Here is an 11463-nt window from a genome sequence, read left to right as displayed (position 1 = left end):
CCGCGTGATCCGCGTGGTGCAGGACCAGCGCGACGAACGCTACAACCTGCTCAAGGGCTACTTCCACGGCGCCGACGACGACAGCGTGGAAGACGCCGACACCGAGCGCCTGACCACGGTGACCATCCCACCCGGCGGCCACAAGGTCGGCCGCACCCTGGGCAGCCTGGCGCTGGATGCCCTGGGCGTGCGCACCGCCCGCCGGCGGCGCCCCCACCGGCGTGGCGAGGCGGTGCGCGAAGACGCCGTGCTCGAAGGCGGCGACACCCTGGTGCTCAGCGGCAGCACCACCGCACTGGCGCTGGCCGAAGAAAAGTTGCTCTCGGGCAAGGCCTGAACACCCCGCCGGCCACGGCATAACCCGTTGGCAAACGGGGGCTCTAAAACGGATTGGTCACAGCGCAGACCAGTCGGTCTTTAATGCGGGTTGCTTTTTTCAACCCAACCCCCCAGGAGACCGAGATGATGGATCGACGCGCCTTTCTGGGCGCCGGCATGGCCGGCGCCGCTGCCCTGAGCTTTTCGTCTGTGTGGTCGCAGCAGGCCGCGCCCAACTTCGGGCCGCCCACGCTGCCCACCACCGGCTTCAAACGCATGAAGCTCGGCGCGATGGAGGTGATCGCCCTGAACGACGGCGCGCTGCGCCGCCCGCTAGGCGAAGAGTTCGTGCGCAACGTGCCGCTGGAACAGGTCAAGGCCCTGCTGGCCTCGCAAAGCCTGCCCACCGACTACGTCGACATCCCGTTCACGCCCTTCCTGGTGGTCAGCCCGGCGGGCAAATTCCTCATGGACACCGGCTTTGCCGACAACGGCCCGCCCACCACCGGCAAGCTCGCAGCCCAGCTGGCCGCCGCAGGCTTCAAGCCCGAAGACATCGACCACGTGGTCATCAGCCACTACCACGGCGACCACATCAACGGCCTGCGCAAGAAAGACGGTTCGCTCATGTTCCCCAAGGCCAAGGTGCACGTGCCGGCGCCGGAACACGCCTTCTGGTTCGACGACGCCAAGATGAACGCCGCCCCGCCGGCGGCCCGTGGCGGCTTCGAGAACGCACGCAAGGTGATCGGCGGCATCCCGGCCGAGCAGCTGGTGAAATTCGAACCCGGTGCCGAACTGGCCCCCGGCATCCGCGCCGAAGCGGCCTTCGGTCACACGCCGGGCATGAACCTGTTCAGCGTCACCAGCGAAGGCCAGAAGTTCGTCTACGTGGCCGACGTGACCAACATCCCGTCGCTGTTCGCGCGCAGCCCGGACTGGGCGGTGCAGTTCGACATGGACCCCGAGATGGCCCGCCAGACGCGCCGCCGCGTGTTCGACATGCTGGTCAAGGACAAAACGCTGGCCGGCGGCTTCCACTTCCCATTCCCGGCCTTCGGCACGCTCGAAGCGTCGGGCAACGGCTACCAGTTCAAGCCAGTCGCCTGAATGAAGTGACTTCGGTCCAGGATGCGGCGGAACCGGCTTGACCGGGCCACTCGCATCGCCCCCTTGAGGGGGCTGAGGGCAGCGGCTCCAAGTCTGCCTGCGCAGACTTGGACAGCCCGAAGTGACAACGGCTCTGACGGTGGCGCGGCCTGCAAGGCACGCCGCAGGCGGCGCGGGGGTGCCTACCCTCCCAGCGGGGGTGTCTCCATAATCCAGGGAATGGACACCTCCGCCTACCTCAAAAGCCACATCCGCACCGTGCCCGACTGGCCGGCCCCGGGTGTGCAGTTCCGCGACATCACGCCGCTGCTGCAAGACCCCAAGGTCTTCCGCGTGCTGATCGACACCTTCGTGCACCGCTACATGGACCCGGCGCTGCGGCCCACCGTCGTGGCAGGGCTGGACGCCCGCGGTTTCATCATCGGCTCGGTACTGGCCTACGAGTTGGGTGTGGGCTTCGTGCCCATCCGCAAGAAGGGCAAGCTGCCTTTCACCACGGTTGAAGAAACCTACGAACTGGAGTACGGCAGCGCCACGGTGGAGTTGCACACCGACGCGGTCAAGCCCGGTGACCGGGTGGTGCTGATCGACGACCTGATCGCCACCGGCGGCACCATGATGGCCGGGCGCCGCCTGCTGGAAAAACTGGGCGCCGAGGTGATGGAAGGCGCCGCCATCGTCGACCTGCCTGAGCTAGGCGGTTCGCAGCGGCTGCGCGAGTCGGGCCTTCAGCTCTTCACTTTGCTCGATTTCGCGGGCCACTGAACACGGCATGCGCCTGCGCACGCCGTTGCTGGCCGGGTCGCTGCCCAGGCAGGGCCGCGGAGAGGGCGGTCAGAGCTTGCCGTACTGCGTGGCGCTCAACGCGCTGAAGTCGCTGTGCGACTCGGGCTGGGGCAGGTGGCCGAACACGTCGGTTTCGAGATCACCCCCGCGCAAAGGGGTCTGCACGGCTTCCAGCGCCAGGCGGAAGGCTTCGAGTTCGTCGCGCCCCACCGGCTGTGCACGGCCGCCGGACACGGGCATCGGCGGACGCGGGATGGCGGTGTCGCTGGCCAGCGGCGCCGGGGCCGATGCGGGTGCGTCGCGCCGGGTCTGCGCGGCCACCGCGGCCTTGAGCGCGATGCCGCGCTGGTCGTGCACCGGTTTGCGCCGCCAGTAGACCGAGCCGACTTTCATGTCGTGGCGCGATTCGGCGCTGGCTTGCACCCAGCGCTCGATTTCCAGCAGGTATTCATCGGGCATCACCTCGGCGGGCAGCGCCAAGTCGATCAGCACCAGGAAGCTGTCGCCGTTGGCGTCCAGCGTCAGCACTTTGAACTCGTAACTCGACGAGAGCACACCGCCGCGGATCATGGACTCGCGCACCACCGAAAACAGCTGCTCGCGGCGCAGGATGCGGCGGCCGCGGCGCGGCGAAATCAGCGGCAGCGTGGTCTGGCCAAAGGACTTGCGCGGGCGCGGCACCGTGCCTTTGCGCGCGGTGGCGGATTTTTTGGCGTTCAGCCAGTTCAGCAGCATCATGGTTCGAGCCTCGAAGGCGCCACAGGCGCGTGTCCAGACTATCGGCGCGGCGGTGCGGGAATTGAGCGCCAGGGCGCCCACCGGCGGCCGCGGCCCGATCAGGTGACCGCCACGCGTTTGGGTTTGTTGTACATGCGCCGCGCCAGCACAGCCGACATGGCCACGGTCATCTCCAGCGCCAATTCGGGGAACCGGGTGGAGAGTTCCCGAAAACGCAGCGGCGTCAGACACCACAGGCGGCAGGCGCTGCCGGCGTTGACGGTGGCGCTGCGCGGCAGGTGGCTGAAGAAGGCCCCTTCGCCCAGCAGCGAGCCGGCGCCGACCATGGCGATGCGGATGCGGTCTTTGTCATCTTCGTAGTGCACCGTGAGGCTACCGCTCTCGACGAAATACACCGTGCGGTCCTTGACGCCCTGCTCGATCAGCACCTGCCCCTGCTGCAGGGTCACCGGCTGCAGGTAGTCGGCCAGGCTGCGCCACTGCGCGTCCTGCAGGTTCAGGGGCACCGCGTCCAGCGCGTTGCTGTGCTTCATGGCCTGGGCCAGGTCCAGGATGTCAAAGCGCACAGGGGAGGACGGGGTGGCGTTCATGCCGGGACCATACCCGCCGCACACCGGCGCGCGCAAGGCGCCGCTTACGCGTGCTTACAACTGCGTTCCCAGCGGTGCGCTGCGGCGCACCAACGGCGGGTCTGTGCTCACTTGCCGATGCAAAAACGCGAAAAGATCTCGCCCAGCAGGTCGTCGGCACTGAACTCGCCGGTGATCTCGCCCAGCGCCTGCTGCGCCAGGCGCAGTTCTTCGGCCAGCAGGTCCAGGTGTTCGGCCTGGGCGGCCAGGCGTTCGTGCGCCAGGTCCAGGTGCTCGCCCACACGCCGCAGGGCCTGCAGGTGCCGCTCGCGTGCCATGAAGAGCCCGTCGCCCGCGTGCTGCCAGCCGGCCAGCTGCAGCAGGCGCTGGCGCAGCGCTTCCAGCCCGTCGCCCTGCTTGGCCGAAATGGCCAGGTCGCCCGCCGCCCTGGCCTGCGCCAGCAGGGACTGCGCACCGGTGCTGCACTGGTCCAGCTTGTTCCAGACCGGCAGCACGGTGACCCCGGCGGGCAGGTCGGCGGCGATGGCCGCGTCGGCCGCCGCGTAGGCGGCCTGGTCACAGCGGCTGAGGTCGTGCAGGAACAGCACCGCGTCGGCCTTGTGGATCTGCCCCCAGGCGCGCTGGATGCCGATCTGCTCGACCTCGTCCACGTCCGCACCTTCGCGCAGGCCGGCGGTGTCGATCACGTGCAGCGGCACCCCTTCGATCTGGATGGTTTGCTGCACCACGTCGCGCGTGGTACCGGCAATCGGCGTGACGATGGCCAGCTCGGCGCCCGCCAGCGCGTTGAGCAAGGAACTCTTGCCCGCGTTGGGCTGGCCGGCGATCACCACCTTCAGGCCGTCGCGCAGCAGCGCGCCTTGCCGCGCCTCGTTCAGCACCGCGGCCAGGCCCTGGCGCAGGCGGTCCAGCTGGCCGGTCGCGTCGGCCTTCTGCAGGAAGTCGATCTCTTCTTCAGGGAAGTCCAGTGTCGCCTCGACCAGCATGCGCAGGTTCACCAGCGCGTCGCGCAGCGCGTGGATGCGGTCCGAGAACACACCGGCCAGCGAGCGGCTGGCGCTGCGCGCGGCGGCCTCGGTGCTGGCGTCGATCAGGTCGGCCACCGCCTCGGCCTGCGCCAGGTCCAGCTTGTCGTTGAGGAAGGCGCGCTCGGTGAACTCGCCCGCTCGCGCCGGTCGAAGGCCGCGCAGCAGCGGCTGGCCTTGGGCGTCCGCGGTCTGCGCCACCCGCAGGCAATGCGCCAGCAGCAACTGCAACACCACAGGCCCGCCGTGGCCCTGCAGCTCCAGCACGTCCTCGCCGGTGTAGGAATGCGGCCCCGGAAACCACAGCGCCAGGCCATGGTCGATGGGCTGGCCCGCAGCGTCCGGGAACGGCAGGTAGGTCGCCTCACGCGCCCTGGGCAGCCGCCCCAGCAAGGCCGTCACGAACGGCGCCAGCCCCTGGCCCGACACCCGCACGATGCCCACCGCCCCGCGTCCGGGCGCGGTGGCAATGGCGGCGATGGGGTCACGGGAAGCGGCAAGCATGGGGCAAAAGGATACGGCGGAAAACAGAAAGGGCCTGCAACCGCAGGCCCGTTGGCACGAAATGTCCCCTGCCAGAGACACCGAGGAACCGGCTTCGCCGGGCCTCTGGTGTCGCCCCCCTTTGAAGGGGGGAGCCGCGCAGCGGCGCGGGGGGTTACTTCTTAAAGAGTTCGAACGGGTTCGTGATCTTCAGCGGCACGCCCATCTTGTGGTTGATGAAGGCCTGCTGCGCGATGGTCAGCACGTTGTTCGTGATCCAGTACAGCACCAGGCCGGCCGGGAAGAAGAAGAACATCACCGAGAACATCAGCGGCATGAGCCACATCATCTTGGCCTGCAGCGGGTCCGGCGGCAGCGGGTTCAGGGCGGTCTGCACGATGGTGGTGAGCGTCATGAACGCCGGCAGCACAAAGAACGGGTCCTTGGTCGACAGGTCGGTGATCCAGGCCATCCACGGTGCGTTGCGCATCTCCACGCTGGACAGCAGCACCCAGTACAGGGCGATGAACACGGGGATCTGGATCATGATCGGGAAGCAGCCGCCCAGCGGGTTGACCTTCTCCTCGCGGTAGATCTTCATCATCTCCTGCTGCATGGCCTGCGGGTTGCTCTTGAGGCGCTCGCGCATTTCCATGATGCGCGGGTTGATCGCCTTCATCTTGGCCATGGAGCGGTAAGCGCTGGCGTTGAGCCAGTAGAACGCGGCCTTGAGCAGCACCACCAGCAGCACGATCGACCAGCCCCAGTTGCCCACGAAGTCGTGGATGGCGGACAGCAGCATGTACAGCGGCTTGGCCAGGATGGTCAGCCAGCCGTAGTCCTTGACCAGTTCCAGGCCCGTGGCCGTGGCTTCCAGCACGTGCTCGTCCTGCGGGCCCACAAACAGGCGGGCGTCGATCTTCTGGCTCTGACCTGGCGCCACCGCCGGCAGGGCGGTGATGGAACCGACCGCGTACAGGTTGTTGTCCACCTTGCGCACGAAGTTCTCGCGCGCTGTGCCTTCGGCCAGCAACCAGGCAGAAGCGAAGTAGTGCTGGACCATGGCGACGTAACCATCGCTGGTGGTCTTGACGATGTCGACCTTGTTGTCCTCGATCTTCTTGAACTCGACCTTCTGGTACTTGTGTTCGTTGGTGTAGACCGCAGGACCGGTGAAGGTGGAATAGAACGGGGTTTCGCTGGCACCGGTGGCGCCGTCGCGCACCAGTTGCACGTACAGCTGCGGGTTGACCGGTGCCGCGCCGGTGTTCACCACCTCGTGGCTCACGCCGATGACGTAGCTGCCGCGCTTGAGCGTGTAGGTCTTGGCCAGCTTGACGCCGCCCACGTCCGCAGACTCGAAACGGATCTGCAGTTCGTTCTGACCATCGGCCAGCGCCGTGGCACCGGGCACCAGGGTCATGGGCGTCTTGTGGGTCGGGAAGGCCCCGCCGATCAGACCCGTCTGCGCGATGTAGGTGTGATCCGGCGTCTGCGTGAGCAGTTCGATCGGGGCGGTGCCCAGCTGCTTGCTGGCGTGCTGCAGCAGCGTCGCGCCGATCAGCGAACCGCCTTCGGTGTTGAAGGTCAGCTTGAACAGGTCGGTGCTGACGTCCACGCGCTGGCCCGCCGGTGCGGGCGCCGTGGCACCCGCCGGCGCGGTGCCGGCAGCAGCGGTGGCCGGCACCGCGCCGCTGGCGGCGGGCACGGTGCCATCGGCCGCGGTGGCTGCGGGCTTGCCGGCGGCCGGGGCGGTGACCGCGGCGCTCGGGAAGAAGGTCGGCTTCTGTCCGTTGTGGATCTGCCACTTGTCCCAGATCAGGACCATCGAGAAACCAAAGACCACCCAGAGGATGGAACGGCGGATGTCGTTCATGACAGGTTCTGCTTTTCAGGGGAAGACATAGGGATCAGCCGCGTGAACAGCCGGGGCGGCGACTCGGGCACCGGGTCGCAACCGCCCGCGCACCACGGACCGCAACGGCCGATGCGGTGCAGCATGAGGTAGGTGCCCGCCAGCGCGCCGTGGCGCTGCAGGGCGCCGATGGCGTAGACCGAGCAGGTGGGCTCGAAGCGGCAGCTGTTGCCCAGCCAGGGGCTGAGCAGCAGACGGTAGCCCTTGACGAGACCGATCAGGGCGCGGCGCGGCCATTCAACCCGCATGGTTGGCCTCCACGGGGTTCGCCGGCGCTTTGGCCACCTTGCCCAGCAGTTGCTGCAGCTCGGCGCGCACGGCACGCTTGAGCGGCTCCGACGTCGCGCTGACGAACTGTTTACGGCTGAACTCGCTGCGCAAACGCACCACCCACGCCGCGTGCGGCAAACCCACGGGCACCGCGCGGGCGGTTTCGTAGATCTGGCGGCGGATGGTGTTGCGCGTGACCGCGCGGCGCGCCCAGCGCTTGGGCAGCAGCACACCCAGCCAGGCGTCGGCTACAGCGAAAAGAGGGCGACCTTCGTGCGCGCCATCGAGGGCGCCACGGTGCAGGGCGAAATGGGCGGTCTTGGCCACGGGCGGGCCCGCCAGGACGGCCTGAAACTGGGCGCGGTTGCGTATGCGCTGCATCAGCCGGCCCCGCCTGGGCGGGTGGTGGTGGAGGGCATCCGACCGGCCAGCATCGGCCAGTGCGTCAATGGCCTCAGACGGCCAGACGCTTGCGGCCCTTGGCGCGACGCGCGTTGATGACGGCGCGACCACCGCGGGTCTTCATGCGCACGAGGAAACCGTGCGTACGGGCGCGCTTGATCTTGGAAGGCTGGTAGGTGCGTTTCATTGCCATGGCAGTGCGGCCCAGGCGTGACCAGGGCTTTTCAAGTTAGAGGAAAACCCGCGATTATCGCGCCAAAATCCAAAACAGGGCAAGCACTTAACCAGCAAACCCGGTTTTCTGCGTAAACTTCGCGCCCCTGACCGGCGGCCAGCCCAGGCCCGCCCCGGCGCGTGCCCGCCTTGTGGATAAGTGCCCCCGCGCACTACAATGCCGCCTCAGCCCTCTGTCATTTGTCCACAACACTTCTCCCGTTTCTCCCAGCATGATCGAGGGCATTCCCGAAGACCTGACGCCGCCCGCGGCCGCCGACCTCTGGCAGACCTGCGTGGACCGGCTGGCCCAGGACATCCCCGAGCAGCAGTTCAACACCTGGATCCGGCCGCTGGCCGCCACGGTGGCCCCCGATGCCTCCAAGGTCACGCTGCAGGTGGCCAACCGCTTCAAGATGGACTGGATCCGGGCGCAGTACGCCGCCCGCATCACCGCGCTGCTGGAAAGCATCCAGGGTCGCCCGGTCAGCCTTGAGTTAGCGCTTGCTCCGCGCGAAGGCCCTGTCCGCTCTACGCCCGCCACCCGCACCGTGCAGGAACAGGTGCTGTCGGAAATGCCGGACGTCGCCCCGGTCGAGGCCGCCGTGGTGGCCGGCCCCCGCAGCCGCCTGAACCCGGCGCTGACCTTTGGCACGCTGGTGGAAGGTTCGGCCAACCGCATGGCACGCGCCGCCGCCATGCACGTGGCCGGCAGCCTGGGCCAGCTGTACAACCCGCTGTTCATCTACGGCGGCGTCGGCCTGGGCAAGACCCACCTGGTGCACGCCATCGGCAACCACCTGCTGGCGGACCGCCCGCAGGCCAAGGTTTTGTACATCCACGCCGAGCAGTTCGTATCGGATGTGGTCAAGTCTTACCAGCGCAAGACCTTTGACGAGTTCAAGGAGCGTTACCACTCGCTCGATCTGCTGCTGATCGACGATGTGCAGTTCTTCGCCAACAAGGAACGCACGCAGGAAGAGTTCTTCAACGCGTTCGAGGCGCTGCTGGCCCGCAAGAGCCACATCGTGCTGACCAGCGACACCTACCCCAAGGGCCTGGCCGACATCCACGAGCGCCTGGTGTCGCGTTTCGATTCGGGGCTGACGGTGGCCATCGAGCCGCCCGAGCTGGAAATGCGCGTGGCCATCCTGATCAACAAGGCGGCGGTGGAAAACGCCGTCATGCCCGAAGAGGTGGCCTTCTTCGTCGCCAAGAACGTGCGCTCGAACGTGCGCGAACTTGAAGGCGCGCTGCGCAAGATCCTGGCCTACAGCCGCTTCAACCAGAAAGACATCTCCATCCAGCTCGCGCGTGATGCCCTGAAGGACCTGCTGTCGATCCAGAACCGGCAGATCAGCGTGGAGAACATCCAGAAGACCGTGGCCGACTACTACAAGATCAAGGTCGCGGACATGTACAGCAAGAAGCGCCCGGCGAGCATCGCCCGCCCGCGACAGATCGCGATGTTCATCGCCAAGGAACTGACCCAGAAAAGCCTGCCCGAGATCGGCGAGCTGTTCGGCGGGCGCGACCACACCACGGTGTTGCACGCGGTGCGCAAGATTGCGGCCGAGCGCCAAACGAACTCCGAGTTGAACCAGCAGTTGCACGTCCTTGAACAGACCCTCAAGGGCTGACCGTGAACGCCCCCTGCATTGCTTCGCAGCCCACCGAAAAAAGCCTTGTAAACAGGCGAAAATAGCAAAGTTTTGGCTTAACCAGCGTGCCGACCAACAGGCCACCCCCGAGACGAAAGACCCTGACATGATCGTTTTGAAATCCACCCAGGACAAAGTGTTGGCTGCGCTGCAGTCGGTGGCGGGCATCGTGGAGCGCCGGCACACCCTGCCGATCCTGGCCAACGTGCTGCTGCGCAAGAGCGGCGGCCAGGTGCAGCTGACCACCAGCGACCTGGAAATCCAGATCCGCACCACGGCCGAACTCGGCGGTGACGACGGCTCGTTTGCCACCACCCTGGGCGCGCGCAAGCTGATCGACATCCTGCGCACCATGCCGGGCGACCAGGCGGTGAGCCTGGAGCACACCGGCGGCAAAACCATCCTCAAGGGTGGCAAGAGCCGCTTCACGCTGCAGAGCCTGCCGGCCGAAGACTTCCCGCTGGTGCAGGAATCGGCCAGCTTCGGCCCCGTGTTCAGCGTGCCGCAGAAGACGCTCAAGAGCCTGCTGGGCCAGGTCTCGTTTGCCATGGCGGTGCACGACATCCGCTACTACCTCAACGGCATCCTGTTCGTGGCCGAAGGCCAGAAGCTGAGCCTTGTGGCCACCGATGGCCACCGCCTGGCCTTTGCCAGCGCCGAGCTGGACGTGGAAGTGCCCAAGCAGGAAGTCATCCTGCCGCGCAAGACCGTGCTGGAACTGCAGCGCCTGCTGTCCGACAAGGAAGGCGCGATCGAGATGCAGTTCGCGTCCAACCAGGCCAAATTCAGTTTCGACGGCATGGAGTTCGTCACCAAGCTGGTCGAGGGCAAGTTCCCCGACTACAACCGCGTCATCCCCAAGAACCACAAGAACATCGTCACGCTGGGCCGCCAGCCGCTGCTGGCCAGCCTGCAGCGCACCGCCATCATGACGAGCGAGAAGTTCAAGGGCGTTCGCCTGAACGTCGAAGCCGGCACGCTGCGCGTCGCGTCGAGCAACGCCGAGCAGGAAGAGGCTGTGGACGAACTCGACATCGACTACAGCGGCGACGCCATCGAAATCGGCTTCAACGTCACGTACCTGATCGACGCCCTGCAGAACATGACGCAGGAGATGGTGCGCATCGAGCTGGCCGACGGCAACAGCTCGGCGCTGATCACCAACCCCGACGACAACGCCTTCAAGTACGTGGTGATGCCGATGCGGATCTGATCCGCAGCGCCCCGCAGCCCGATTGCATGCCAACCCGCTGACCAGCGGGTTTGGCGTTTCTAGAAGTCAGAGAAATTCACCATGTCCGAAGCCAACAAGCCCGCCGAAACCGGAAACGATGCCGTCCACACCGGTGAAGCCGGGGTCGACAGCTCCAACTTCCAGCCCAAGATCGACGCCCACCAGGCCGGCGCGAGCGAGGGGTATGGCGAGGGTGCCATCCAGATCCTGGAAGGCCTGGAAGCCGTGCGCAAGCGCCCGGGCATGTACATCGGCGACACGTCCGACGGCACCGGCCTGCACCACCTGGTGTTCGAGGTGGTCGACAACTCCATCGACGAAGCGCTGGCTGGCCACTGCGACGACATCGTCGTCACCATCCACACCGACAACTCGATCAGCGTGACCGACAACGGCCGCGGCATCCCGACCGGCGTGAAGATGGACGACAAGCACGAGCCCAAGCGCTCGGCCGCCGAAATCGCGCTGACCGAACTGCACGCCGGCGGCAAGTTCAACCAGAACAGCTACAAGGTCTCGGGCGGCCTGCACGGCGTGGGCGTGAGCTGCGTGAACGCGCTCTCCAAGATGCTGCGCCTGACCATCCGCCGCGACGGCAAGGTGCACGTGATGGAGTTCAGCAAGGGCTTCGTGCAGAACCGCATCATCGAGACGGTCAACGGCGTCGAAGTGTCGCCCATGAAAGTCATCGGCGAGACCGAGAAGCGCGGCACCGAGG

13 protein-coding genes are annotated in these 11463 nt (G+C 66.7%); 6 read left to right on the top strand and 7 right to left on the bottom strand.

The features are described from left to right. The 3 genes from ACR2JA_RS16995 to ACR2JA_RS16985 all read left to right on the top strand — a co-directional run. On the top strand, positions 1 to 337 hold a 337-nt coding region (locus ACR2JA_RS16995), incomplete at its 5' end, for a TrkA C-terminal domain-containing protein (protein ID WP_434010256.1). Positions 338 to 462: 125 nt separating this feature from the next. Next, the gene (locus ACR2JA_RS16990) at positions 463 to 1428 is read left to right on the top strand and encodes an MBL fold metallo-hydrolase (protein WP_434010255.1); all 966 of its coding nucleotides are present in this window, start codon (positions 463 to 465) and stop codon (positions 1426 to 1428) included. 219 nt (positions 1429 to 1647) lie between these two features. Next, positions 1648 to 2193: an adenine phosphoribosyltransferase gene (locus tag ACR2JA_RS16985; RefSeq protein WP_434010254.1), complete on the top strand. Its 546-nt coding sequence runs from the start codon at positions 1648 to 1650 to the stop codon at positions 2191 to 2193. A 69-nt stretch (positions 2194 to 2262) separates the two neighbouring features. On the opposite strand, the gene ACR2JA_RS16980 is transcribed toward ACR2JA_RS16985, so the two are convergent. From ACR2JA_RS16980 to rpmH, 7 genes are all read right to left on the bottom strand, one after another. Continuing rightward, the gene (locus tag ACR2JA_RS16980) at positions 2263 to 2952 is read right to left on the bottom strand and encodes a hypothetical protein (RefSeq protein WP_434010253.1); all 690 of its coding nucleotides are present in this window, start codon (positions 2950 to 2952) and stop codon (positions 2263 to 2265) included. A gap of 98 nt (positions 2953 to 3050) precedes the next feature. Beyond that, positions 3051 to 3542, bottom strand: a complete 492-nt coding sequence (locus tag ACR2JA_RS16975) for a Crp/Fnr family transcriptional regulator (RefSeq protein ID WP_434010252.1) — start codon at positions 3540 to 3542, stop codon at positions 3051 to 3053. A 107-nt stretch (positions 3543 to 3649) separates the two neighbouring features. Further along, positions 3650 to 5071, bottom strand: a complete 1422-nt coding sequence (gene mnmE / locus ACR2JA_RS16970; protein WP_434010251.1) for a tRNA uridine-5-carboxymethylaminomethyl(34) synthesis GTPase MnmE — start codon at positions 5069 to 5071, stop codon at positions 3650 to 3652. Between the two features lie 154 nt (positions 5072 to 5225). Beyond that, positions 5226 to 6926: a membrane protein insertase YidC gene (gene yidC, locus ACR2JA_RS16965; protein ID WP_434010250.1), complete on the bottom strand. Its 1701-nt coding sequence runs from the start codon at positions 6924 to 6926 to the stop codon at positions 5226 to 5228. Beyond that, a complete protein-coding gene (yidD, locus tag ACR2JA_RS16960; protein WP_434010249.1) occupies positions 6923 to 7213 on the bottom strand; it encodes a membrane protein insertion efficiency factor YidD in 291 nt (96 codons plus the stop codon). The genes yidC and yidD overlap by 4 nt, the downstream gene beginning before the upstream one ends. Then, positions 7203 to 7616: a ribonuclease P protein component gene (locus ACR2JA_RS16955; RefSeq protein ID WP_434010248.1), complete on the bottom strand. Its 414-nt coding sequence runs from the start codon at positions 7614 to 7616 to the stop codon at positions 7203 to 7205. The genes yidD and ACR2JA_RS16955 overlap by 11 nt, the downstream gene beginning before the upstream one ends. A gap of 73 nt (positions 7617 to 7689) precedes the next feature. Then, a complete protein-coding gene (gene rpmH, locus ACR2JA_RS16950; protein WP_066096666.1) occupies positions 7690 to 7824 on the bottom strand; it encodes a 50S ribosomal protein L34 in 135 nt (44 codons plus the stop codon). A gap of 259 nt (positions 7825 to 8083) precedes the next feature. Between rpmH and dnaA the strand changes: the two genes are divergently transcribed. The 3 genes from dnaA to ACR2JA_RS16935 form a co-directional block, all read left to right on the top strand. Further along, on the top strand, positions 8084 to 9490 hold the full coding sequence (gene dnaA / locus ACR2JA_RS16945; RefSeq protein WP_434010247.1) for a chromosomal replication initiator protein DnaA: 1407 nt from the start codon (positions 8084 to 8086) through the stop codon (positions 9488 to 9490). A gap of 127 nt (positions 9491 to 9617) precedes the next feature. Further along, positions 9618 to 10724 carry a DNA polymerase III subunit beta gene (gene dnaN, locus ACR2JA_RS16940; RefSeq protein WP_434010246.1) on the top strand — a complete coding sequence of 369 codons (1107 nt, stop codon included), beginning with the start codon at positions 9618 to 9620 and terminating at the stop codon, positions 10722 to 10724. Positions 10725 to 10805: 81 nt separating this feature from the next. Continuing rightward, positions 10806 to 11463: ATP-binding protein (locus ACR2JA_RS16935; protein WP_434010245.1), on the top strand; the 658-nt coding region annotated here is incomplete at its 3' end.

Source organism: Hydrogenophaga sp. (assembly GCF_051007235.1).
In the GTDB taxonomy this organism is placed as follows: domain Bacteria; phylum Pseudomonadota; class Gammaproteobacteria; order Burkholderiales; family Burkholderiaceae_C; genus Hydrogenophaga.
This window is presented reverse-complemented; position numbering and strand designations above follow the sequence as displayed.